We start from the raw sequence: 23,439 nt of genomic DNA, 5'->3' as shown, positions 1-23,439 counted from the left end.
CTAACAGAAAAGCCGGCTGCTGTCATGGATACTTTAATTAAGGAGAAGAAGATGAGAATTCATTGTACTAAAAAAATGCTTAAAGCGATAAAAAATAGTGATGGTAACTTTGGAGATTCAAAGGTTACAATCGATATGGATTATGATCATGCGATAGATTCGGATGAACTTTACGACTGGCACGCCAATGTAGTGGAGCTTACAAGGGCGACTGTATTGGTTGTCCTGATGAATGATAAAACATATTATCCTATAGTTTGCGGGCCAATCAGATTAAGCAAAATAAATAGATTTTTAGCTGATTTCCAGTCCAATCTGCTTCAATTAATGCAGGAAACTAAAATTCCTGAAAGGATTAGGGAGGATTACGTTAATAACTGTAAGAATGTAACCTTTACTAAGACTTTGAACCATAGTAAAGTCAGCCAACTTAGCTCAATAGGATCGGACGCGCTCCACTACGTCTATTACGAAGATTTAAATATAAAGGATATAGATCCTATTAGTATAAGTGTTTGGTTAAGTGATATCTATCGAACAAAAGATGGTGTATTTCAAAAGCCTATTGATCTGTGGTTAGAGGAATGGTAAAGGCGGACACATTAAGTGTAGGGTAATCGTATTTTACTGACTCTGAAAGCTGAAAGTATCAAAGACACCAAGTATCTCGATTAGGTATCCATTCATTGAACTAGTATCATTTAAATCAAGAAGGAGGGGTTGGGGGACCCCAACCTACAAAAGCATTGGAAACAATGAACAACTGTCTGGGTACTATAGGCGGCTTTTCTTTGTTTTTTTTGTGGGAGCATATAACGGTCTTGTTTTGCGACGAACTGAGCGCCCTCAATCCAACTGAGTGGGTTCCAAGATCCATCTTTCGACCAACTGAACGCCTTCAGTCCAACCGAGTGGGTTCCAAGATCCATCTTTCGACCAACTCGATGGCACGATCACAACTCAGTTGACTGCTCGCGACATCTTTCGACCAACTCAATGACACGATCACAACTCAGTTGGCTGCTCCCACCATCTTACGACCAACTCGATGACACGATTACAACTCAGTTGGCTGCTCGCGACATCTTTCGACCAACTCAATGGCACGATCACAACTCAGTTGGCTGCTCGCGACATCTTTCGACCAACTCAATGGCACGATCACAACTCAGTTGGCTGCTCCCACCATCTTACGACCAACTCGATGGCACAATCACAACTCAGTTGGCTGCTCCCACCATCTTTCGACCAACTCAATGGCACGATCACAACTCAGTTGGCTGCTCGCGACATCTTACGACCAACTCGATGGCACGATCACAACTCAGTTGGCTGCTCCCGACAGAGTGAGTCCTTGTCCTCATCAACCATTATCCGATTCCCACCCGCTAAGCCTGTCACTTACTGAAGAGGGGACCAAACAACTTAGATGATTAGGCACCATATATCATCACCCTTAATTCGCGCCTGCAACGCTGCTTCATTTCAAAAAAAGTTGACTTTAAGTAAGTATAGATTGTATCCTTTATATTAGTGCGTTAAAGGAGACGATTATATTGAACGTTATTAATGGTGTTTTAAATGTGATATACAATGTCAGTTATTTTACCATGCCGATTTTCATTTTACTCCTGGTATTCAATTCAGGATTAAGTGAACACCCAATAACTATTCTCAAGACAGTCAAAGATAACTGGGCCTTCTTCTTAAGGCTGGTGGCGTTTAACAATGTCATTCTCTCCCTCATTCTCTGGCAGCTTCTCAGGATCATCCCAATTGATCCGGTTTATTCTGCAGCGTTTGTTATTCTATTCTTATGTGCAGGTGCCTCGACAGTCATTGCATTTGTGCAGGAAACAGGCGAGAAGATCACTTATGCTGTTTCAACAATGATCCTGTTGACCTTGTCAACAGTTCTGATTTTACCTATTCTTTTGCCGATAATGATTGAAGGGGTAGAAATCACTTCTCTTGACCTTGTCGGAAGTCTTATTGCGAGTATCCTACTTCCTTTATCGGCGGGGTCTTTCATGCGACTGTTTTTCGAAGACTTGGCATTGAAGATTAAGCCTTATACGTTGAAAACACAGAAGGTCATGATGAATATAGCAGTATACGGCATGATGCTGGGGCTTCTACCTGAATTGGTTCAGCTTATCGGGAGTGGTGTGATTACATCAAGCATTCTTATTGTACTAGCATCAGCAGTAATCGGGTATTTGATTGAAATGAAAAATCCCGACCGTGCGATGCAGCTTACTTCCGGATTTGCAGGGGGACAGAGGAATGGTGCAGTTGCATTTGCAGTAGTTTTAAATAACTTTTCTGATCCAGGCATTTTTCTTACGATTGCTGTGACAACGATGATCAGTACAGTGTTGTTCAGCACCTTATCCACTTATATAGGAAAATCAAGACTTAAAGAGGCCGAAACTAGATAAGGTTTCAATTTAAAAAATTACTTGCTGGCCGTGATACCCACGGATTCGGTATGAAGGAGATTAATAATGAATTGGATTACATTTTTTATCGATAAAGCCGTACCTGTAGTTATGCAATACTTACTTTAATTATTGGATCAAGTCTGATTAAGGTTTTCAACAGACTATTGACGAGACAAGTTAAGAAATCAAAAATGGACGAAAGTCTTAAGCCATTTCTTCTGTCTGTTTTTAGTGTCGTAATGAAGATTCTTCTTATTATTGTTGTAATCGGTATTCTAGGCATACCAACAGCGTCGTTTGTTGCTGTTCTAGGTGCAGGAAGTCTGGCGATTGGTCTGGCTTTTCAAGGCGCTCTGTCTAATCTGGCTGGAGGGGTTCTACTTCTGACCATGCGACCGTTCAAGGTAGGGGATTATATTGAAGGATCCGGATACAGCGGAACAGTCAAAGCCATCCAGATTCTTTATACCGAACTGATTACTCCGGACAATAAAATGATCTACATTCCTAACGGGACACTGTCAAATGCTGGAATCGTCAATTATTCTGTTCATGACACCCGACGAGTCGATTTCACTTTCGGAGTTGGATACGAGACAGATACTCAGCATGTGCTGAATGTATTGGAAGGTATTTTAAATAATCATGAGTTGGTCATGTCTGATCCTGAACCGTTTATTCGCCTGTCTGCACATGGAGACAGTGCCGTCGAATATGTTGCGAGAGTATGGGTCAAATCCGAAGATTACTGGACGGTATACTTTGATGTCCTGCAGGAAGTTAAGAAATCCTTTGACCAGGAAGGGATTTCAATTTCTTACCCTTAAATGGATATTCACATGGAAAATTAAATGATAAAGGAAATACTTAAACTAATAAGGGTCTCCTTTTTTCGTCCGATCAATACGGGATCAATTCCTCCAGTGTCATACTACCCTTTGCATTAAGACAAACATTATTCATCATCCTTCCGTTTGGCGAGAACCTTGCATTAAAGGTACTTGCTGGCTTCCCGTATGCTCAAAGAAGCCGTGTCCTGTCAGTGTGTTTCGATGAATTGAGGGACCCATTCAGGATCAGTTTTGCTGTAGTCTCTTAAACTTCAGCCGATTGCTTTATTAATAAAGAATTCATTCTGGTTCAGGTTATTCACTATAATTTCTTCCAGAAGTACAGTGTCTGTTGACTATTACAACGAACTAGAAGATGTGCTATGTACGAGTCTCGACCACGTTGTAAAAGGAGATATTCTCCTGATCACAGGAGCTCGAGGAATGGATTATGGGGCAAAAACTGTTCTTGAAATGCTGCTGGAAAAGAAGACATTGGTTAAAAGGGATGCAGTCATAGATGTATTGAACAAAAAAATAGTGGGAATGGATGACCTGAAACTTGTCGAGTGATTTTCTTTTTAAGAATTTAATAAAATTTCTAAGATGTCCTCCTGTTTAATGCTATAATGATTCAGATAATGGACAAGTTACAGGAGGAAGAAATGAAGACAATCGGTTTTGACACAGAAAAATATTTGAAGGAACAGTCTGCCTATATTCTTGAAAGAGTTGAGAACAGTGACAAATTGTATCTTGAGTTTGGTGGGAAATTAATTGGCGACAAGCATGCCAAACGTGTGCTGCCTGGTTTTGATGAAGATGCCAAGATGAAACTGCTGGCAACATTGAAAGATCAGTCTGAAATTATCATTTGTGTGTATGCAGGAGACATTGAGAGAAACAAGGTGAGAGGGGACTATGGGATTACATACGACCGGGATGTGTTAAGACTCATCGATGAGTACCGGGCATATGGCATTCCAGTGAACAGCGTACTGATTACTCGATACCAGAATCAGCCTAACGTTGATATCTTCATGACCAAGCTTAAACGCAATGGCATAAATGTTCATACGCATAGAGCCATTGACGGTTATCCTACCAATGTCGAAGCAATTGTTGGAGAAAACGGCTTTGCTAAAAATGCTTACATTGAGACTACAAAACCGCTAGTCGTCGTTACAGCTCCAGGAGCTGGAAGCGGAAAACTGGCTACCTGCCTGAATCAGCTCTATCATGAATATGCTAGAGGAAATGAAGCGAGTTATGCAAAATTCGAGACGTTTCCGGTATGGAACCTTCCGCTCAAGCATCCGGTCAATACAGCATACGAAGCAGCTACTGTGGACCTTAAAGATGTTAATATGCTGGACAACTATCACTATGAAGCATACGGGGAAGTTGCGGTCAACTATAATAGAGACACGGAAATGTTCCCAGTTATTAGACGGATTATTGAAAAAATATCCGGAAAATCTTCAGTTTATCAGTCTCCCACAGATATGGGTGTAAACCGGATTAAATCTGGTATTATTAATGATGAAGTAGTCTGTGAGGCGTCCAGACAGGAAATCATCCGCCGCGCATTTTCTATTGAAAATGACTATATAAAAGGTCTGGCTGATGAAGATTCTCTGCGACACATGCAGCTGATCCTTGAAGAAACAGATTTAAAGAAAGAAGATAGAAAACCTGTCTTGATTGCAAGGCAGTATGCAGAAAAGGTACAGAGCAGGATGGATGATACGAGCCTTCAAGCAGTCGTTGCAATCGAGCTGCCTAATGGCAAAGTAGTGACTGGACGCACGACCAGTCTGATGGATGCAGCTGCGGCTGCAATCGTCAACAGCTTGAAATCTTTGGCCAATATTTCTGATGAAATTGATTTGCTGGCTCCTATGATCCTGCAGACGATTCAGACATTGAAAAAAGATGATCTGAAAAGCAAGGTACCTACCTTATCTGCCAACGAGCTGCTTATTGCACTGGCGATCAGTGCGGTAACTAATCCGACCGCAGATCTGGCTTACAGGCAGCTTGACAAGTTGACTGATGCTCAGGCGCACTCAACAGTTATTCTGAACAGCGAAAATGAACAGACAATCAGAATGCTAGGAATAGATATTACGAATGATCCCGTCTATCCAACAGACAATCTGTATTACAATTAAGATTAAAGCTGCCGTCCGCTTATCTCAACTGAGATAGACGACGAGCAGCTACTTTTTTAATTTTTTTGTTTAAGCTGCTTGACGATGGCCTGTTTAGCCAGATTGTCCGCGCCTTTGTTCTGTTTTTCAGGGATCCATTTCACTTCATAAAAACTAAGCTGGGACAACAATTGCTGTATATCATTGAAAATCTCAACATAAACAGGATTCTTCATATGATTCTTTCGGATCGACTGGGCGACAAGCTGACTGTCCGTATGGAATACAGTCCATTCCTGAGTTCGGTCATGATCATGAACCCACTTGACTGCCAGGTAGAAAGCTTTTAATTCTGCCAAGTGATTGTCCAGACAGTTTTCGAGAGGTGCATTAAGCTGTTCATGAAGACCGTCCCCAGCCACTACCAGGCCAGCGCCAGCACATTGGTTTTTCTGAGATACAGCCGCATCACTGTATATTTTAAGCATCCCTGGATTCTCCTTAATTATTATTTGTTTAAAAATGACGTAGAAAAAAGACCAGTTTCTCTGTGCAACTGATCCTCATTTCTATGTATAAGTAAAATGTGTTACTCAGCTTCCACGACTGTAACATTTGTAGCTTGAGGACCGCGTGACCCTTCAACGATATCGAACTCGACTGTCTGGCCTTCATTAAGAGCTTTGTACCCTTCCATTGTGATGCCTGTGAAGTGAACGAACACTTCTTCCTCATCACCAAATTGAATAAACCCGTAGCCTTTTTGATTGTTAAACCATTTAACGGTACCTGTAGTCATCGTTTTCCCCCTAAGATTACTCATTATAGTCGGTTATATCCCTCAGTATAAAGGATACGGTAAACCTAGTCAATCATTGCTACAAGGGAGTCACCGGTGTCCTCGTTAATCCATGCTGTTTTGACCTGTAAAATATGCTAAAATGATTAGGAGAAAAGGTGAGGAGATATGTAATGAAAGAGTGGAAAATAGAACAGCTGACACATTCTTATGGAATAAAAACATTATTTGACGATCTGTCTTTTTCTATCCGTGAAGCACAGCGGGTAGGGCTGATCGGAGTCAATGGGACTGGGAAAACTAGTCTGATCAGAATTGTAGCAGGCGAATTAAAACCTGACAGCGGGCTTATATCAAAACCAGGGGAGTATGAGATCGGATACCTCAGTCAGAAATCGGAACTTGATGAAGAGAAAACTTTGTTTGAGACAGTTTTTGATGGAGATTCACCAGTCGTGCAGGCCGCAAGACATTATGAAGAAGTCCTTCAGAAACTGTCAGACGATCCCCTGAATCCTAAATTTCAGCAGGCATTCACAGAAGCTGAAAAACACATGAATCAGGAAGATGCCTGGACAGTCAGCTCCAGAGCCAAGTCTATTCTTAACCAGTTAGGGCTCTCAGACAGTTCAAAAAAAGTCAGTACTTTGTCAGGTGGACAGAAAAAAAGAGCAGCCCTAGCTCAAGTTCTTATTCAGGAACCGGATCTGCTGATTCTTGATGAGCCAACGAACCATCTCGATTTTCAGATGATCAAATGGCTCGAGGATTACCTTGCGGGTTATAGAGGGGCTTTACTGATGGTTACCCATGACCGGTACTTTCTTGACCGGGTTTCTAATGAGATACTTGAGCTTGAGAACGGAAAGATACAGTCTTATTCGGGAAATTACCAGCAGTACGTGCAGTTAAAAGCTGAGCGGGAAGAAACTGAAGCCAAGATGGCTCACAAACAGAAACAGCTGTATAAACAGGAACTGGCTTGGATGCGCGCAGGTGTACGGGCTCGAGGGACTAAGCAGGAAGCCAGAAAAGAACGGTTTGCTGGTATTGAAAAACAAGTCAAAAGTCAGGTCACTAAATCTGACCTTGAACTGAATTTATCAGGATCCAGATTAGGCAAAAAGGTGCTGGAACTTGAGAACGCGACTAAACGTATGGGTGATTTAACGATACTGGATCAGTTCAACTTGCTTGTTCAGCAGACAGATAGGATAGGAATCACTGGTGTAAATGGCGCGGGTAAAACAACTTTTTTGAATATCCTTGCACAGGAAACAGAACTGGACTCAGGAGAACTCATAATAGGAGATACAGTAAAAATAGGCTACTACAGGCAGTTGAATGAAGCATTTGATGAAGACAAGCGTGTTATAACTTACTTGAGAGAAATTGCTGAGGAAGTAAAACTTGCCGATGGTACCAGCGTCAGTGTGTCTCAACTGCTTGAAAGATTTCTTTTTGACCGTTCAATGCACGGCTCGCCTATCAATAAACTGTCAGGTGGGGAGAAGCGACGCTTATATCTGCTCAAAATCCTAATGCAGCAGCCGAATGTCCTGATTCTGGATGAGCCGACAAATGATCTGGATGTTCAGACGCTGACTATTCTAGAAGAGTACATCAGTCAGTTCTCCGGTGCTGTGATTGCCGTTTCCCATGACCGGTACTTTATTGATAAAATTGCCAGTAAGCTGCTGATTTTTAACGGCAATGGAAGGATCGAAGAAAGTTACGCAACATTAACTGAGTACCTGGAACAGACTAGAGAAATAAAGGAAGAAAAGCCCACAGTCATTAAGAACAAAACTGCACCTGAAAAGAGAAAAGAACCGAAAGAAAAGACGTCACTGACTTATATGGAGAAAAAAGAGTGGGAGTCCATAGAAAGTGACATTGAGCAGCTGGAAATGGAACTTGAAGCCATTCAGGAAGAAATTAGTCATGTGGTATCAGATCACGTCAAGCTGAGTGAATTAACTGATAAGCAGACTGAATTAAGTGGACAGCTTGCCGAAAAATATGAACGATGGGAATATCTCGCACAATACGTATAGAGGAGAGAGTAAAGTGGAACAGGAATACCTTGATTTAGCTAAGAGAATTATAAACGAAGGATCAGTAAGGGAAGACAGAACAGGTACAGGAACACGTTCAGTTTTTGGACACCAGATGAGGTTCGACCTTCAAAAAGGGTTTCCACTTCTGACAACAAAGCGCGTGTTCTTCAAGCTGATAAAAAGTGAACTGCTATGGTTCTTAAAAGGCGATACAAACATCCGGTTTCTTCTGGAAAACAACAATCATATCTGGGACGAATGGGCTTTCGAACGCTTTGTTAAGAGCGAAGATTATAATGGTCCAGACATGACTGACTTCGGTATCAGAAGTCAGAAGGATCCGGAGTTTAAAATACAATACGATAATGAAATGGCACAGTTCAGAGAAAAAGTCCTGACGGATGATTCATTTGCAGAAAAGTACGGGTCATTAGGGAATGTTTACGGTGCTCAGTGGCGGGCGTGGAAAACAGCCGATGGCGGGTTTATTGATCAGATCAAAGAAGTGATTGAGTCTATTAAAACTAATCCTAATTCAAGAAGACACATAGTGTCAGCGTGGAATCCTGAAGAAGTCCCAACGATGGCTCTGCCTCCTTGCCACACACTTTTCCAGTTTTACGTGCAGGATAACAAACTGAGCTGTCAGCTCTATCAGAGAAGTGGAGATGTCTTTTTAGGTGTACCATTCAATATTGCCAGCTATGCTCTACTTACTCACCTCATAGCTCAGGAAACGGGCCTGGAAGTCGGAGATTTTGTGCACACTTTAGGAGATGCTCATTTGTATCTGAATCATATGGAGCAGATTAATGAACAGTTATCCAGAGACGTCCGGGATTTTCCAACTCTTGAACTCAATAAAGAAAAAAGTATCTTTGATTTTGAGATGGATGATATTAAAGTGAAAGACTATCATCCACATAAATCAATCAAAGCACCAATAGCGGTATAAGAGAACATTGTTGCGTGTTACAACTTATAAGTTGTAACACGCAAATATATAACAGGAGGACTGACATGATAACATTTGTATGGGCAGAAGACGAAAACGGGCTGATAGGCAAGGATGGGCAGCTCCCATGGTCGTTGCCGGCAGATATGGCCTTCTTCAAGAAGGTCACTTTGACAGGTAACGTGGCTATGGGACGTAAAACTTTAGACAGTATTCCGAATCCTCCTTTAAAAGAGCGAATCAATTATGTGATGACACGCAATTCAGATTTTCAAATGGAAGGTGTAGTTGTCACACACTCAAAAGAAGAGCTGCTGGATGTGGCTGCGACTGACAAGCCTCTCCATATAATCGGAGGCGTGTCACTTTTTGAGGCCTTCGTAGGAGAAGTCGATAGACTTTACCGGACAGTGATCCACGAGTCATTTGAGGGCGATACTTACATTCCAGAAATTGATTACAGTAAGTTTAAGCTGATTGAAGAGGTAGACGGAACTGTAGATGAGAAGAACCGTCATCCACACACATTTCAGATTTTTGAACGGATAAAAGACTGATTCCTGCTACGAGCATTTATCTGATATAAAAAAAGTCACACCGACTGATCGGGGTGTGACTTTTTCTGTATCTAGAAAAATTACTTACTGTGCAGAGTATTGAATTTAGCTTGAGATTGTCTTAAGTGTAAAGATAAATTGAAAAGAACATGCATACAGTTCCTGTCAGTACGAACAGATGCCAGACAACATGCATATATTTAACATGTTTCAGTCTGTAGAACAGTGCACCGACTGTAAAGGAAACTCCTCCAGCCATTAACCAGATGAATCCTCTAGTGCCAAGTCCCTGGTACAAGTAGTTGAGGAAAAATAAAGAGATCCAACCCATTGCAATATACAACCAGACTGAAAGACCTTGGAATTTTTTGAACCAGACCGTTTTATATACAACACCCAGCAAGGCAATCAGCCATATGACTGATGTCAGTATTGCTCCAAGCCTTCCTCCGATCGTAATCAGAGTATAAGGTGTGTATGTTCCGGCAATGAGCAGAAAAATACTGCAGTGATCGATCACTCGAAAGACTTTTCTTGCTCGAGTAAACGTAAGACTGTGATAAAGCGTACTGGACAAGTACAGCAGGATCAGTGTAGATCCGTAAACAGTATAGGATGTCACTTCAACTGCACCGCCATATTCCAGCCCTTTCTGAACAAGAAACACTAGACCGACAATACTCAAAATTACTCCTATTCCATGAGTAATTGCGTTCAGTACTTCATTAAATACCAGATATTTTTTTGAAAATACTGGGTGATCTGTAAAATTTGACATAGACGCCTCCTTTGTCTCTCACATTCTGTACGACCAATCAAATATTTGGTATACTACTTTAGAAAGACTACTTCTATCTTGTAGTCGGAATTATAACATATTTACAGCACTCAGTTAAATGAAATAACACAACTGAAATTAAAATGCTCGAAAGGAGACAGCAAGTGGCAGAATCACGTGGAAATAGAAATAGAGGAACAAACGGATGGATGTGGGCCTTCCTTATTCTGCTGGGTATCATCATCTCATTAAGCATTTGGATTATTGTTGGTCTGCAACCGTCCAATTCAGACTATACAGGAGAACAAGCTGGAGACTTGACAGTAATCGAAGACAGTTTGAGCTTCGAAGTTGTAACAGATAAAAATCAACTTAATCGGGTCATCAATCTTTATCTGGAAGAAGAGCTGGATGAACAGTTTGCCGGGTACAATGTAGTGATTGATGAGGATGTACAGTTGAGCGGGGCTCTCCAAGTCTTCGGTTTTGATGTAGACTTTTTATTGAGAATGGACCCTTATGTTGTCGATGACGGCAATTTACAGCTTAGGGCAACTTCGATACAATTAGGGTCATTCGATTTACCTATTGGGATCGCAATGAATGTTCTCGGCCAGCAGCTTGATCTTCCTCAATGGATAAGAGTAGATAGTGAGCAGCAGATGATTCTGGTAGCATTGAACGAGTTTCAGCTCGAAAATGACCTTCAGTTCGCTATGCAGCGTATCGATCTGCAGGAAGATGATATCAGATTGAATATTATTTTGCCTGAAGAGGCTGTAAGATGATATACTGATAATCATTTATCATGATGTGTGAAAGGATTGAATACGATGGAAAAAGCTTTACTAGCTGGGGGATGTTTCTGGTGCATGGTCCAGCCTTTTGAAGAAATGGAAGGTATACTGAATGTAGAGTCCGGATATACTGGCGGCCATGTCGAAAATCCAACTTATGAAGAAGTGAAAAGCCAGAAGACAGGGCATACTGAAGCTGTACTGATCGAGTATGATGAAAAACGTGTGTCGTTTGACGATCTGCTGGAGATGTACTGGCAGCAGACTGATCCTACCGATGCTATGGGTCAGTTCATGGACCGCGGGGACAGTTACCGACCGGTTATCTTCTATTATAATGAAGCGCAGGAAAAAGCTGCACGGGACTCAAAAAGACGTCTGGAAGACAGCGGAAAGTATAAAGATCCTATTGTGACTGATATTGAACAGGCACAGACGTTTTATCGGGCGGAAGATGAGCATCAGCAGTTTTACAAAAAGAATCCAAGGTTATATGCAGAAGAAAAAAGACAGCGCCAGGAATGGGTCAACGACAGAAAACAGGTGGGCACTGAATGAGACGCTCATTTTATCATTTTGTCAAAACGCTGGCAGATCCTTACAAAAAAGATGACTTCACGCTGTTCGCCAATGCCGTTTCCAGAGATGGCACATTTCCCAAGCAATCTGAGGATTATGACGAGCTGTCAGACTACCTTGAGTTGAATGCAGACTACGTGGAGTCAATGACCTTGTTCGATGAAGTATTTCAGGAATATAGAGAAACAAACAGATAGGAAACTATAACAGTCAAAGGAGAATTTATCATGAGTACACATATTGGAGCAAAACAGGGAGACATTGCTAAAACAGTTTTAATGCCGGGGGATCCGCTTCGTGCTAAATACATCGCGGAAACATTCCTGGAAGATGTTAAGCAGTATAATGCCGTCAGAAATGCGTTTGGTTATACTGGAACCTACAAAGGCCAGGAGATATCTGTTCAGGGAACCGGTATGGGCATCCCTTCCGTTATGATTTACGGTGAAGAACTGATTCAGGAATACGGTGTGGAGAATCTGATTCGTGTCGGATCAGCTGGCGGGATGAAAAAAGAAATCAAGATCCGTGACGTCGTACTCGCACAGGCAGCGACTACAGATTCCAGTCTACACCGTCAGATATTCAATAATCAGGTCGACTTTGCACCGATCGCAGATTTCGATCTGCTTAAACACGCCTACGATATCGGAATGGATAAAAACATGAGTATCCGTGTCGGTAATGTGTTGAGTGCTGACCGTTTCTATAATGCTGAACTGGACAAGCAGAAGCTTGCTGACTATGGTGTGCTGGCAGTTGAAATGGAAGCAGCAGGACTCTACTCATTGGCCGCTAAGTACAATAAGAGAGCTCTCGCATTACTGACTATTAGTGATCACCTTCTGACAGGTGAAGAAACAACTGCAGAAGAAAGACAGACAACCTTTAACGACATGATGATTATTGCACTGGAGGCTGCTTTAAGAATGGAAGCACAAGCTAACTAAGCTATAAGAAAAGGGGACTCTCATGCAACATGAACCTGATTCACAAAAAGAGACAAGAAAAGTCAGTTTATCTTTATATATCGGATCACTTATAATCGTACTCGTTGTTGCTATAGCAAGTACTGCTCTTGGGCTGAGCTATTTCGGAGATGCAGCTGAGGAAAACGATCATTCAGAAACTGAAACGGTACTTGATTTTACTGATGAAGAGACCACACAGCCGGTAGATTTTCAGCCTATCGAAGAAATGTATTCTATACTCATGACTCAGCATCTTGAAGAAATAGACTCACAGACGTTGATAGAAGGCGCACTGGAAGGCATGGCTGATGCTGTAGGTGATCCATATACAGAATATCTTGACGCAGTAGAAGCGACTTCAATGGATGAGGATATTCAAGGCTCCTTTGAAGGAATTGGAGCTGAAGTCATGAAGGAAGGCGAATACGTGCGTATCGTTTCCCCGATTGCCGGTTCCCCTGCTGAAGAAGCAGGCTTGATGCCGAATGACTATATTGTTGAGGTCGATAATGAGTCGGTCGCAGATTTAAATATCAATGAAGCTGTCTCTCTTATAAGAGGGCCACAGGGGTCTGAAGTCGAGCTTCTCATTTTACGGGGAGAAAACATGTTCAACATCACACTGACGAGAGATTCGATCCCTGTTGAGTCAGTCCGGTACGAACTGGACGAAGACAATCCGACCATTGGATACGTACACATTACCAATTTCAATTTGCCTACCTACGAAGAGCTGGTCGAAGCGATTGAAGAGCTTGAGGACCAGGGCGCGGAACAGTTCATATTCGACGTCCGCGGGAATCCAGGTGGACTGCTGAACTCAGCTATTCGCATCTCTAATATCTTTGTTGAAGATGGAGAACCGATCATGCAGTCTCAGGGAAGAGATGAAGAACCCTTCATTTACGTGGCAGATTCGGGAGAATACGGTGACTTTAAATTTGATCAGCAGGCCGTTCTGCTCATAGATGGAGGAAGCGCCAGTGCTTCAGAGATTCTAGCTGGAGCGATGAGTCAGTCTGCTGATATTCCTCTTATCGGAACACCTACCTTTGGAAAAGGAACGATTCAGAACATCCTTCCTCTGTCAGGCGATGGAGAAGTGAAGTTCACTGCCGGCCGCTGGCTGACAGCTGATGGTGACTGGGTCACTGAAGAACCGATTCAGCCGGATATTGAAGTGGAAATGCCTGAATATCAGAGTTTCCTGTTCATCAATCCTGAAGAAACGTATCAGGTAGGAGATGTTTCTGAAGAAATCGAAAACATCAACGGCATTCTTGATGCACTGGGTTATGATATCGGGGAAGTGGATAATTCCTTTGATACTGAGACTCAGGCTGCTGTTAAATCTTTCCAGGAAGAAAACGATCTGGATGCTGACGGCGTTGTATCCGGTACGACAGCTAGTGTTCTTATCGAGGCACTTCGCGAACTGATCAATGAGAACGACACACAATATGATAGAGCTGTAGACTTTTTATTAAATAATGAATAAAATCTATAGAGGAAGAAAGTAACGTGTGGAAGTTAATCACCTTATTTTCTTTCTCTATCTTTTTTAGTGTAGAATAGAGCTACAGAGTGAAAACACGAAGAAAGCAGGGATGACTGTGAGCGACACATCATTTGAACCTCGCAACGAACGGCATAATACAGGCAGAAACAGAAAAAAAAGTTACAAAAAGAAAAGTTTTGCCCAGGAGTTAGTCAGTACATTCTTATATATTATCGTCATTACAGGAATTTTTGTTGCTATTCGAACCTTCCTGTTCGCGCCGGTAAGTGTAGAAGGGGACTCTATGAATCCGACACTTGAGCATGAAGACAGACTTCTCCTCAACAAAGTCTCCAGTGTCGACCGGTTCGATATTGTTGTTTTTCCAGCTCCCGAAGACCCGGATAAACAATATATTAAACGTGTGATCGGTATTCCCGGAGATGAAATCTCTTACCGAGATCAGGTCCTTTATCTTAACAGCAGACCGGTGGAGGAGGCTTACGTTGACTTATCACAGGAAAGTGATGAGGTTGCGGCTTATTATAATAGTGACTTCAGCCTTCAGACGCTTGAAGGCGTTGAAAGAGTTCCTGAGGGATCGTTCTTCGTTATGGGGGATAATCGGGTCAACTCTAAGGACAGTCGCTCCTTTGGCTTTATCGATATCGATTCTGTCATAGGAGAAACAAGTTTACGGATCTGGCCGATCGACCGCATCGGTGGTCTGGATTGAGCAATGGTATGAAAGAGGATTGATAATGTGGTAATACAGTGGTACCCCGGCCATATGGCCAAAGCAAAAAGAGAATTTACTGAAAAACTGAAGATGGTCGATATTGTCTTCGAACTCGTCGATGCTCGTATCCCTTATTCAAGCAAGAACCCTGATATAAAAGAGATGATCGGAGACAAGCCTCACGTTATGGTCCTGATGAAGAGCGATCTGGCTGATCCTAAGCGAACAGCTGAATGGATCAGGTACTATGATGAGCAGGGTATCCCTGCTGTTTCGATCAACGCGCAGCAGGGACAGGGTCTAAAAGAAGTGATGCAGCTGGCTAAGAAAGTACTGCAGCCTTTCTTCGATAAACGTGAGCAGAAAGGTCTGAAAATGCGAGCGATTCGTGCAGTCTGTGTAGGAATTCCAAATGTAGGAAAATCGACGCTTATCAACCGCTTTGCACGCAAGAATATTGCCAGAACTGGTAATAAGCCTGGTGTGACTAAAGCACAACAGTGGATCAAATACGGAAAAGAACTGGAACTTCTTGATACACCAGGTATTCTCTGGCCGAAGTTCGAAGATCAGGAAGTCGGCAAGCGTCTGGCTGTTACAGGAGCAATCAAGGATACGCTTCTTCACCTGGATGATATTGCTATATATGCTATGGAATATCTGAAAGATAATTATCCAGGAGCTCTTGCTGCTCGGTATAAGCTTGAGGAAGACCTTGAGACGAGTGAATCGATGCCGGAGCTGCTCATGACAATTTCTCATAAACGTGGTTTTCGAGATGACTATGACCGGGCATCAAAAACAGTCATATACGAAATACGAAACGGACAGTTAGGACGGTTTACTTTTGAACGACCATCAGATATCAAAGAAAAAACAGACGATTAAAGAAATCAAGGACATGCTGGCTAGCAGCAGGACTCTTTCAGATGAAGCACTGACTGCACTTGAATCTGATGAGCGAGCTGGTGTGAAGCAGGCTGTCAGTAGCTGGAAACGCCAGGCAGCGAAACAGGCAGAGCTTTTAGCTCAGTTTGAGACCATGCAGGCATTTGAAAACCGTGCCTATGAACAGGGTGCTTCTTATATTGCCGGTGTGGATGAAGTAGGTCGAGGCCCTCTGGCAGGGCCCGTTGTATCTGCCGCAGTTATTCTCCCGCCGTCACCCGATCTGATCGGAATCAATGATTCCAAGCAGCTTAGTTTGAAGGAGAGAGAGTACTGGGTAAGTAGAATCAAAGAACAGGCTCTGGCAATCAGTTATTCGGTTGTTCCAGCAGAAGACATCGATCGTCTGAATATTTATCAGGCCACCCGTGTATCGATGACCCGTGCTGTCACAGACTTGTCGATCAGGCCGGATCATCTGCTTATTGATGCAATGCAGCTTGATTTGCCTATTGCTCAGGAGAAGATCGTAAAGGGAGATGCCAGAAGCATTTCGATCGCTGCGGCGTCGATTATCGCAAAAGTGACTCGAGATGAGCTGATGTCAGATTATGATACAATTTATCCAGGTTACGGATTCGGTAAGAATGCTGGATACGGAACTAAACAGCACTTGGAAGGTCTTGAAAAATATGGGCCAACGCCTATTCATAGGCGCTCATTCAAGCCTGTCAGTACCTATTTTTAATTTATTCCAACTTTTTTCATGAGTTTTTATCTATTTCATCAATGAGATAGATAGAAACTTTTTTTATTGGAGGAAGATAAATGATAATTGATCCGAAAGACCGTCTGTTATTCAGTCTGGCACATTGCCCATTTCTCACCTTGTCAGAGAAATGGCAGCTGGCAGCTGAAAGGATACCGGAACTGAATAAATTTGAATGGGTAGGGAAGAAAAGACGGATGGTGTCAGAAAACAAACGAACTTCATTTTTGCATTATGACAGGGATTTGCCTATAATGCAACTAAATGATCGCTATAAAGCCTCATCGGTTTATTTACTCTCTATATTATCATCCGACTACCCCCATAATCTAAAAGAGATCTTTGACCCGCCACTTGTCCTTTTCTGTAAAGGGGACAGATCACTCCTAACCGGTAGATTACTTGGAATAGTAGGAGCTAGAGACAGTACGGCTTATGCTTCAAGAGTTCTCGAGATACTGATTCCCGACTTAAGCAAGGCTGGAATCACTGTCGTCAGTGGCCTCGCAAAAGGTGTGGACGCTGCTGCACACAGTTTGACTATGACAGCCAACGGAAAAACGGTCGGCGTTGTGGGAACAGGGTTGGATCGCGCTTATCCTGCAACTAACCGGACAGTACAGAAGAAGATGGGAGAAGAGCAGCTGGTGATCAGTGAGTATCCGTTCGGCACGCCTCCCAGGAAACACCATTTTCCGGCACGTAACCGTATTATAGCCGGGCTCTCCAGAGGAATTCTCGTAGTTGAAGCGAAAAGTAGAAGTGGTAGTCTGATCACTGCACGACTGGCCCTTGAAGAGGGAAGGGATGTGTTTGCAGTGCCCGGATCTGTACTGAGTGAGCTGTCTGTCGGATGCAATGAGCTGATCAGAAGTGGAGCTATTTCCTGTCTAAAAAGTTCAGATATTTTAGAAGAGTGGGACAATTATTAGTGAAAATAATTACAATTTTTAATATTCTAAGTTGACAAATCCATTTAAGATGACATATGATGGTAAACGATTCTTTGATTGTGAAGACACTAAGTCGTGCAGTTACTTGAATACCTTGTAAAAATGGAACACAAAAGGGAGGAGCCATCAGTATGGCTTTCAAATATCTGGTGATCGTCGAATCACCTGCTAAAGCAAAAACTATAGAAAAATATTTAGGACGAAATTATAAAGTCGTTGCCAGTTTAGGGCATATACGCGATCTGCCGAAAAGTAGGATGGGTGTCGATTTCGAGAATGACTACCAGCCGGACTACATCACGATTCGCGGAAAAGGACCGGTTATCAAGGACCTGAAGAAGCACGCTAAAAAAGCGGAAAAAGTCTTTCTCGCAGCCGACCCGGACCGCGAAGGTGAAGCGATTGCCTGGCATCTGAGTTTTCTGCTGGACTTGAATAATGAAGAGAAAAATAGAGTGGTATTTAACGAGATCACTAAAGATGCCGTGAAGAATGCTCTGAAGAACCCACGTCATCTGGATGAAAACCTGATTGACTCTCAACAGGCCAGACGTGTCCTTGACCGGATCGTAGGATACCACATCAGCCCTCTTCTATGGAAGAAAGTCAAACGTGGACTGAGTGCCGGGCGTGTCCAGTCGGTTGCTCTGAAAATGATCTGTGACCGTGAAAAGGAAATTAAAGATTTCAAACCTGAAGAATACTGGTCTCTGGAAGCCAATTTTTTGAAGAAAAGAAGTAAATTCAAGGCCAATTACTACGGCTTGAATGGTAAAAAAGCAGATCTACCGAATAATGAGGCAGTCCAGGCTGTACTTGAAAAAATAGACCAGTCCGGTGAGTTCGACGTCAAAAAAGTCGTCAGAAAAGAACGCCGACGTAACCCGCATCCTGCTTTTACAACCAGTAGTCTCCAGCAGGAAGCTGCCGGCAAGATCAATTTCAGGACTCGTAAAACGATGATGGTCGCCCAGCAGCTGTATGAAGGAATCTCTTTAGGGAGAGGCGGAGCTGTCGGTCTGATCACATATATGCGTACAGATTCAACTCGTCTGTCAGAAACAGCAAAAGCTGAAGCCAATGAACTGATCGTCAGTGAGTTCGGAGAAGAATATGCGGCGTCCAAGCCGAAAAAACAGCAGAATAAAAGTGGGGCTCAGGATGCGCACGAAGCGATCCGTCCAACTAGTGCCTCAAGAAAACCTGAAGACATCAAGCAGTATTTAAGTAAAGACCAGTATAAGCTGTATCAGCTGATCTGGTCCAGATTTATTGCCAGTCAGATGAAACCTGCTGTTTACGATACGATGCGTGTCGATATCGAGCAGAATGACGTCATGTTCCGTGCGAATGGATCAAAAGTGAAATTCAAAGGGTATCAGATGGTCTACTCTGAGAGCAAGAAAGAAAAAGACAACATGCTGCCGGAACTGGAGGAAGGCGATTCAGTTAAACTGGACTCTCTGGAGCCGAATCAACACTTCACTCAGCCGCCTGCACGCTACAGTGAAGCGACACTGATCAAGACCCTGGAAGAAAACGGAGTGGGCAGACCGTCCACCTATGCACCGACACTTGAAACGATTCAGCGCAGATATTATGTCACGTTGAAGAACAAACGATTCGAACCGACTGAATTAGGCAATATTGTCAATCAGATCATCGGAGAATTTTTCCCTAATATTGTGGACGTCAACTTTACAGCTGATATGGAGAAAGACCTGGATGCCGTCGAGGAAGGGAAAAAGGAATGGATCGAAGTCATTGATCAGTTCTATCGTCCGTTTAAAGAAGAAGTCACTCATGCAGAAAAAGAGCTGGAAGAAGTTGAAATCGAAGACGAGCCAGCCGGGTTTGACTGCGAAAAATGCGGCTCGCCAATGGTCATAAAAATGGGACGTTACGGCAAGTTCTATGCCTGCTCGAATTTCCCTGACTGCCGCAACACGAAACCGATTGTGAAAAAACTGGGTGTTACTTGTCCGAAGTGTAAAAAAGGTGAAGTAGTTGAACGTAAATCCAAGAAGAGCCGAATTTTCTATGGCTGCGAACACTACCCTGATTGTGACTTCACGTCATGGGATAAACCCATCGGTCGTGACTGTCCGAAATGTGACCACTATCTTGTTGAAAAGAACACCAGGAAGCAAAGTCAGGTCAAATGTTCAAATTGTGATTACGAAGAAGCCCCGCAGAAATAAATAGATAAACTCACCTATTTAAGGCCGTTCAGATCTGATATCAGATCCTGAGCGGTCTTTTTATCAATTAAATATGCTTATCTGGAGTAATTATCCGACGTATGAGAGGGACATCTGAATCTAAACAAAGGCGTTAGAGCTTCATGCGCATTGGCCCACAATGTGTTAAAATAGGGATAGCGGAGGGTGAAGAGACATGACAAAAAAATGGCTGAATCTGTTTTCAGATTACTTGAACAATGAAAGACACTATTCGGAACATACTAATCAGGCTTATATCGATGACATTAAAGCATTTACTGTCTTCCTAAATGAAACAGGTGAAGCGGACCTTCTAGCTGTAGAACTGTCGGATGCCCGGATTTATTTGAGCTACCTGACAGACAGAAAATACTCGAGAGCTTCCATTTCACGTAAGATCTCCAGTCTTCGCGCATTTTATCAGTTTCTTTTAAATAACGAAATTGTCAGTGACAATCCCTTCTCATATCTACACGTGAAGAAAAGGGGATCCAGACTGCCGACCTTTTTCTATGAGAAGGAAATGGATGCGCTCTTCAAGGCTGCAGAAGGAGATACACCACTTGACTACAGGAATCAGGCGCTTCTGGAACTGCTGTATGGAACGGGGATTCGTGTCAGTGAATGTCAGGGGATTCAAGTAGATGACGTGGACTTCACCATGGGCATGCTCTTTGTTAAAGGAAAAGGAAACAGAGAACGCTATATCCCATTTGGACATTATGCCGGTGAAGCAATGAAAGCCTATCTGGTCAGTGGACGTGAGGTACTGATGACCCGGTACAATAAAACACATGATCATCTTTTCGTCAATCATCATGGTGAGCCGATTACACAAAACGGGATTCATTTTGTCCTGACCCAGCTGATTAAGGAAAGCAGTCTGACGAACAAAATTTCCCCGCACATGCTGAGGCATACCTTTGCTACTCATCTGCTCAACAATGGAGCGGATATTCGAACTGTACAGGAGCTTCTGGGGCATAAAAGTCTGTCGTCTACTCAAGTGTATACGCATGTAACGACTGAACACCTGCAGAAAGATTACAATGCCTTCCATCCTAGAGCCTGATGAATCATTCTTATAAAATGGCTTACCTAATCAGACAGGTTAGACCTTTCAGCATCTTGCTCTTTACAATGGAAAGAAAAGGTTATACATTGGTTAGTGGAACGACGAGAAATCAAAAAGTAAAGAAAGATAAATACGGAGGTTTGAACATGACACAATTTCATGCAACAACGATTCTTGCAATCCAGCATAATGGTGAATGCGCAATGGCTGGAGATGGTCAAGTCACAATGGGTGAACAAGTTGTGATGAAAGGCAAAGCACGTAAAGTTCGAAAAATTTATAACAACGAAGTTCTCGTTGGATTTGCAGGCAGTGTGGCAGATGCCTTTACTCTTGAAGAAAAGTTCGAGGGCTATCTGAATCAGTATAATGGTCACCTGATGCGTGCTGCTGTTGAACTGGCACAGGAGTGGCGTACAGACAAGATGATGAAGAATCTTGAAGCTCTTCTTATTGTAATGAACAAGGAACAGATGCTGCTTATTTCAGGTAATGGAGAAGTGATCCAGCCTGACGATGGTATTCTGGGAATTGGTTCTGGAGGGAACTTTGCTCTCTCGGCTGCACGTGCACTGAAAAAGTACGGCGATGGTCTGTCTGCTGAAACGATTGCGAAAGACAGCCTGACAATTGCAGCTGACATCTGCGTCTATACCAACCATAATATCGTAACGGAAAAACTGTAAGGAGACGGATTATATGAGAACAAGAAAAGATTTGACCCCTAGAGAAATCGTTAGCCGCCTGGATGAGTACATTGTCGGACAGAATGATGCTAAAAAAGCCGTAGCTGTTGCCCTGCGTAATCGCTACCGTCGCCTGAAGCTGGATGATGACATGCAGAAGGAAATTACCCCTAAGAATATTCTGATGATAGGTGCTACCGGTATAGGTAAAACTGAAATTGCCAGACGTCTGGCTGCGATTGTGGATGCACCGTTTATCAAAGTTGAAGCGACTAAGTTTACAGAAGTGGGTTATATTGGCCGCGACGTCGAATCCATGGTTCGCGACCTGACTGAATCTGCCGTTCAGCTTGTCAAAGAGGAATACCGCAAGAATGTTAAAGGACGTGCTGAAAAAAGAGCAATTGACCGTGTTGCTAAAGTATTGGCACCGGGCATCAAGAAAGAAAAGAGTGCGTATGACAATAATCCTCTTGCCGGCATGTTCAGAGGTATGGGCATGGACCCTAACCAGTTTCCTCATAACCAGGAAGACGAAGAGGAAACCGTCACTTCAGAAATCTCTTCCAAACGTGATGAATTGAAGGAACAGATTTCTAGAGGAATGCTGGATAGCCGTGAAGTAGAGATCAAGATCGAAGAAAAGAAAAAAACGCCTAACAATCCAATGAGTGCACCGATGGAATCCATGGGTATCGACTTATCTGAGACATTTGGAGCACTTACACCAACGAAGAAAGTCAAACGCAAGGTGACTGTCAAGGAAGCAGTCAAGATCTTCACTGAAGAAGAGGCGGACAAGCTGATCAATCAAGAAGACATTAATGCAGAAGCGGTTCACCTGACAGAAAACAGCGGCATCATCTTTATTGATGAGATCGACAAAATCACGTCCAAAGGTCAGCAGAACAGTGGCCAGGTATCGAGAGAAGGCGTACAGCGAGACATCCTTCCAATCGTTGAAGGATCAAGTGTCCGTACAAAATATGGAACAGTTAACACTGACCATATCCTCTTCATCGGTTCTGGAGCTTTCCACCTGTCCAAGCCAAGCGACTTGATTCCTGAACTGCAGGGACGTTTCCCGATCCGTGTCGAGCTGAACGATCTGACTAATGAAGATTTCGTCAAGATCCTGACCGAACCTCAGAATGCACTGATCAAGCAGTACCGTCAACTGTTAGGTACAGAGAATATCGATGTGGTGTTTACAATGGATGCGATTGAAAAGATCGCCGATATTGCCTTTGAAGTGAACGAATCAACAGACAATATCGGAGCACGCCGCCTGCATACGATTCTGGAACGCCTGCTTGAAGACCTCCTGTTCGAATCACCGGATATGAGCATGGGCGAAGTCAAGATCACTGAGAAATATGTAGAGGATAAAATCGGCCACATCGTCGAGAACAAGGATCTGAGCCGTTATATCCTGTAATAAGTCAATTATTCGCTTCTATAAGGATAACTGGTAATCAAAAAGCATTGAAGCTGTTCGGAAAGTCCGGCAGCTTCAATGCTTTTTTCAGTTAATTATCGTCTGATGAAGATTGATCGTGTCATAGTGATAGTTTAACAGGTAATCTCCTTGCTGAACTACAATTAGAGCGGACTCTAACTGAATCTCCGAATCCTATTAACCGACTGAACTATAACGAGAGGATGTTTAACAGCATCTTAGGTTGA

At 42.9% G+C, this 23,439-nt stretch carries 24 protein-coding genes and 1 pseudogene; 21 read left to right on the top strand and 4 right to left on the bottom strand.

Annotated elements, in window-relative coordinates:
- Positions 1 to 24: 24 nt before the first annotated feature.
- The 3 genes from ACYQ4S_RS00170 (at position 25) to ACYQ4S_RS00160 (ending at position 3,271) form a co-directional block, all read left to right on the top strand.
- On the top strand, positions 25 to 591 hold the full coding sequence (locus ACYQ4S_RS00170) for a DUF6933 domain-containing protein (RefSeq protein ID WP_459768558.1): 567 nt from the start codon (positions 25 to 27) through the stop codon (positions 589 to 591).
- A 965-nt stretch (positions 592 to 1,556) separates the two neighbouring features.
- Entirely contained in the window at positions 1,557 to 2,441 is an 885-nt protein-coding gene (locus ACYQ4S_RS00165) for a bile acid:sodium symporter family protein (protein WP_459768556.1), read from the top strand.
- 194 nt (positions 2,442 to 2,635) lie between these two features.
- A complete protein-coding gene (locus tag ACYQ4S_RS00160) occupies positions 2,636 to 3,271 on the top strand; it encodes a mechanosensitive ion channel family protein (RefSeq protein WP_459768554.1) in 636 nt (211 codons plus the stop codon).
- Positions 3,272 to 3,483: 212 nt separating this feature from the next.
- Here ACYQ4S_RS00160 and ACYQ4S_RS00155 read toward each other — a convergent pair.
- Positions 3,484 to 3,627, bottom strand: a pseudogene (locus ACYQ4S_RS00155) (DNA alkylation repair protein); the annotation flags it as partial.
- On the opposite strand from ACYQ4S_RS00155, the gene ACYQ4S_RS00150 reads away from it, so the two are divergent.
- Both ACYQ4S_RS00150 and ACYQ4S_RS00145 read left to right on the top strand, forming a co-directional pair.
- A complete protein-coding gene (locus tag ACYQ4S_RS00150; RefSeq protein WP_459768552.1) occupies positions 3,620 to 3,847 on the top strand; it encodes a hypothetical protein in 228 nt (75 codons plus the stop codon). The pseudogene ACYQ4S_RS00155 and the gene ACYQ4S_RS00150 sit on opposite strands and share 8 nt — an antisense overlap.
- Positions 3,848 to 3,939: 92 nt before the next feature.
- Positions 3,940 to 5,448, top strand: coding sequence for a DUF1846 domain-containing protein (locus ACYQ4S_RS00145; protein ID WP_346024984.1), 1,509 nt, complete (start codon positions 3,940 to 3,942; stop codon positions 5,446 to 5,448).
- 56 nt (positions 5,449 to 5,504) lie between these two features.
- Here ACYQ4S_RS00145 and ACYQ4S_RS00140 read toward each other — a convergent pair whose 3' ends face one another.
- A complete protein-coding gene (locus ACYQ4S_RS00140) occupies positions 5,505 to 5,915 on the bottom strand; it encodes a ribonuclease HI family protein (RefSeq protein WP_459768550.1) in 411 nt (136 codons plus the stop codon).
- A 101-nt stretch (positions 5,916 to 6,016) separates the two neighbouring features.
- The gene (locus ACYQ4S_RS00135; protein ID WP_091268131.1) at positions 6,017 to 6,226 is read right to left on the bottom strand and encodes a cold-shock protein; all 210 of its coding nucleotides are present in this window, start codon (positions 6,224 to 6,226) and stop codon (positions 6,017 to 6,019) included.
- 173 nt (positions 6,227 to 6,399) lie between these two features.
- Between ACYQ4S_RS00135 and ACYQ4S_RS00130 the strand changes: the two genes are divergently transcribed.
- From ACYQ4S_RS00130 to ACYQ4S_RS00120, 3 genes are all read left to right on the top strand, one after another.
- Positions 6,400 to 8,283: an ABC-F family ATP-binding cassette domain-containing protein gene (locus tag ACYQ4S_RS00130; RefSeq protein ID WP_459768548.1), complete on the top strand. Its 1,884-nt coding sequence runs from the start codon at positions 6,400 to 6,402 to the stop codon at positions 8,281 to 8,283.
- 13 nt (positions 8,284 to 8,296) lie between these two features.
- The gene (locus ACYQ4S_RS00125) at positions 8,297 to 9,241 is read left to right on the top strand and encodes a thymidylate synthase (RefSeq protein ID WP_346025419.1); all 945 of its coding nucleotides are present in this window, start codon (positions 8,297 to 8,299) and stop codon (positions 9,239 to 9,241) included.
- Between the two features lie 65 nt (positions 9,242 to 9,306).
- The gene (locus ACYQ4S_RS00120; protein WP_346025420.1) at positions 9,307 to 9,798 is read left to right on the top strand and encodes a dihydrofolate reductase; all 492 of its coding nucleotides are present in this window, start codon (positions 9,307 to 9,309) and stop codon (positions 9,796 to 9,798) included.
- Positions 9,799 to 9,919: 121 nt separating this feature from the next.
- Here ACYQ4S_RS00120 and trhA read toward each other — a convergent pair whose 3' ends face one another.
- Complete coding sequence (trhA, locus tag ACYQ4S_RS00115) at positions 9,920 to 10,576, bottom strand: PAQR family membrane homeostasis protein TrhA (protein WP_346025421.1); 657 nt, start codon at positions 10,574 to 10,576, stop codon at positions 9,920 to 9,922.
- Positions 10,577 to 10,740: 164 nt separating this feature from the next.
- On the opposite strand from trhA, the gene ACYQ4S_RS00110 reads away from it, so the two are divergent.
- From ACYQ4S_RS00110 to hslU, 13 genes are all read left to right on the top strand, one after another.
- Complete coding sequence (locus ACYQ4S_RS00110) at positions 10,741 to 11,364, top strand: YpmS family protein (RefSeq protein WP_346025422.1); 624 nt, start codon at positions 10,741 to 10,743, stop codon at positions 11,362 to 11,364.
- Between the two features lie 45 nt (positions 11,365 to 11,409).
- Positions 11,410 to 11,931, top strand: a complete 522-nt coding sequence (gene msrA, locus ACYQ4S_RS00105; RefSeq protein WP_459768545.1) for a peptide-methionine (S)-S-oxide reductase MsrA — start codon at positions 11,410 to 11,412, stop codon at positions 11,929 to 11,931.
- Positions 11,928 to 12,149, top strand: a complete 222-nt coding sequence (locus ACYQ4S_RS00100) for a YozE family protein (RefSeq protein WP_346025423.1) — start codon at positions 11,928 to 11,930, stop codon at positions 12,147 to 12,149. The genes msrA and ACYQ4S_RS00100 overlap by 4 nt, the downstream gene beginning before the upstream one ends.
- A 30-nt stretch (positions 12,150 to 12,179) precedes the next feature.
- Positions 12,180 to 12,902, top strand: a complete 723-nt coding sequence (gene deoD / locus ACYQ4S_RS00095) for a purine-nucleoside phosphorylase (protein WP_346025424.1) — start codon at positions 12,180 to 12,182, stop codon at positions 12,900 to 12,902.
- Positions 12,903 to 12,924: 22 nt separating this feature from the next.
- Positions 12,925 to 14,421 carry a S41 family peptidase gene (locus ACYQ4S_RS00090; RefSeq protein ID WP_459768543.1) on the top strand — a complete coding sequence of 499 codons (1,497 nt, stop codon included), beginning with the start codon at positions 12,925 to 12,927 and terminating at the stop codon, positions 14,419 to 14,421.
- A 115-nt stretch (positions 14,422 to 14,536) separates the two neighbouring features.
- On the top strand, positions 14,537 to 15,157 hold the full coding sequence (lepB, locus tag ACYQ4S_RS00085; RefSeq protein WP_346025427.1) for a signal peptidase I: 621 nt from the start codon (positions 14,537 to 14,539) through the stop codon (positions 15,155 to 15,157).
- A 27-nt stretch (positions 15,158 to 15,184) separates the two neighbouring features.
- Entirely contained in the window at positions 15,185 to 16,048 is an 864-nt protein-coding gene (ylqF, locus tag ACYQ4S_RS00080) for a ribosome biogenesis GTPase YlqF (protein WP_459768541.1), read from the top strand.
- A 13-nt stretch (positions 16,049 to 16,061) separates the two neighbouring features.
- Positions 16,062 to 16,796 carry a ribonuclease HII gene (locus tag ACYQ4S_RS00075; protein ID WP_459768654.1) on the top strand — a complete coding sequence of 245 codons (735 nt, stop codon included), beginning with the start codon at positions 16,062 to 16,064 and terminating at the stop codon, positions 16,794 to 16,796.
- A gap of 80 nt (positions 16,797 to 16,876) precedes the next feature.
- Complete coding sequence (gene dprA / locus ACYQ4S_RS00070; RefSeq protein WP_459768539.1) at positions 16,877 to 17,749, top strand: DNA-processing protein DprA; 873 nt, start codon at positions 16,877 to 16,879, stop codon at positions 17,747 to 17,749.
- 152 nt (positions 17,750 to 17,901) lie between these two features.
- Positions 17,902 to 19,971, top strand: coding sequence for a type I DNA topoisomerase (topA, locus tag ACYQ4S_RS00065; RefSeq protein WP_346025430.1), 2,070 nt, complete (start codon positions 17,902 to 17,904; stop codon positions 19,969 to 19,971).
- 196 nt (positions 19,972 to 20,167) lie between these two features.
- A complete protein-coding gene (gene xerC, locus ACYQ4S_RS00060) occupies positions 20,168 to 21,064 on the top strand; it encodes a tyrosine recombinase XerC (RefSeq protein ID WP_346025431.1) in 897 nt (298 codons plus the stop codon).
- 149 nt (positions 21,065 to 21,213) lie between these two features.
- The gene (gene hslV, locus ACYQ4S_RS00055; RefSeq protein ID WP_091268314.1) at positions 21,214 to 21,753 is read left to right on the top strand and encodes an ATP-dependent protease subunit HslV; all 540 of its coding nucleotides are present in this window, start codon (positions 21,214 to 21,216) and stop codon (positions 21,751 to 21,753) included.
- Positions 21,754 to 21,766: 13 nt separating this feature from the next.
- A complete protein-coding gene (gene hslU, locus ACYQ4S_RS00050) occupies positions 21,767 to 23,191 on the top strand; it encodes an ATP-dependent protease ATPase subunit HslU (RefSeq protein WP_459768536.1) in 1,425 nt (474 codons plus the stop codon).
- Positions 23,192 to 23,439: the final 248 nt, after the last annotated feature.

The sequence above is a fragment of the Alkalibacterium sp. s-m-28 genome (assembly GCF_054658175.1).
Note: the sequence above shows the minus strand (reverse complement) of the source record. Positions and strands in the feature narration are given on the sequence as shown.

What these genes read in the sequence shown, in the direction of transcription:
- ACYQ4S_RS00170 (WP_459768558.1), top strand. Translation starts at nt 25, where the DNA reads ATGGATACTTTAATTAAGGAGAAGAAGATGAGAATTCATTGTACTAAA.
- ACYQ4S_RS00160 (WP_459768554.1), top strand. Translation starts at nt 2,636, where the DNA reads ATGGACGAAAGTCTTAAGCCATTTCTTCTGTCTGTTTTTAGTGTCGTA.
- ACYQ4S_RS00145 (WP_346024984.1), top strand. Translation starts at nt 3,940, where the DNA reads ATGAAGACAATCGGTTTTGACACAGAAAAATATTTGAAGGAACAGTCT.
- ACYQ4S_RS00140 (WP_459768550.1), bottom strand. Translation starts at nt 5,915, where the DNA reads ATGCTTAAAATATACAGTGATGCGGCTGTATCTCAGAAAAACCAATGT.
- ACYQ4S_RS00135 (WP_091268131.1), bottom strand. Translation starts at nt 6,226, where the DNA reads ATGACTACAGGTACCGTTAAATGGTTTAACAATCAAAAAGGCTACGGG.
- ACYQ4S_RS00130 (WP_459768548.1), top strand. Translation starts at nt 6,400, where the DNA reads ATGAAAGAGTGGAAAATAGAACAGCTGACACATTCTTATGGAATAAAA.
- ACYQ4S_RS00120 (WP_346025420.1), top strand. Translation starts at nt 9,307, where the DNA reads ATGATAACATTTGTATGGGCAGAAGACGAAAACGGGCTGATAGGCAAG.
- trhA (WP_346025421.1), bottom strand. Translation starts at nt 10,576, where the DNA reads ATGTCAAATTTTACAGATCACCCAGTATTTTCAAAAAAATATCTGGTA.
- msrA (WP_459768545.1), top strand. Translation starts at nt 11,410, where the DNA reads ATGGAAAAAGCTTTACTAGCTGGGGGATGTTTCTGGTGCATGGTCCAG.
- ACYQ4S_RS00100 (WP_346025423.1), top strand. Translation starts at nt 11,928, where the DNA reads ATGAGACGCTCATTTTATCATTTTGTCAAAACGCTGGCAGATCCTTAC.
- deoD (WP_346025424.1), top strand. Translation starts at nt 12,180, where the DNA reads ATGAGTACACATATTGGAGCAAAACAGGGAGACATTGCTAAAACAGTT.
- ACYQ4S_RS00090 (WP_459768543.1), top strand. Translation starts at nt 12,925, where the DNA reads ATGCAACATGAACCTGATTCACAAAAAGAGACAAGAAAAGTCAGTTTA.
- ACYQ4S_RS00075 (WP_459768654.1), top strand. Translation starts at nt 16,062, where the DNA reads ATGCTGGCTAGCAGCAGGACTCTTTCAGATGAAGCACTGACTGCACTT.
- dprA (WP_459768539.1), top strand. Translation starts at nt 16,877, where the DNA reads ATGATAATTGATCCGAAAGACCGTCTGTTATTCAGTCTGGCACATTGC.
- topA (WP_346025430.1), top strand. Translation starts at nt 17,902, where the DNA reads ATGGCTTTCAAATATCTGGTGATCGTCGAATCACCTGCTAAAGCAAAA.
- xerC (WP_346025431.1), top strand. Translation starts at nt 20,168, where the DNA reads ATGACAAAAAAATGGCTGAATCTGTTTTCAGATTACTTGAACAATGAA.
- hslV (WP_091268314.1), top strand. Translation starts at nt 21,214, where the DNA reads ATGACACAATTTCATGCAACAACGATTCTTGCAATCCAGCATAATGGT.
- hslU (WP_459768536.1), top strand. Translation starts at nt 21,767, where the DNA reads ATGAGAACAAGAAAAGATTTGACCCCTAGAGAAATCGTTAGCCGCCTG.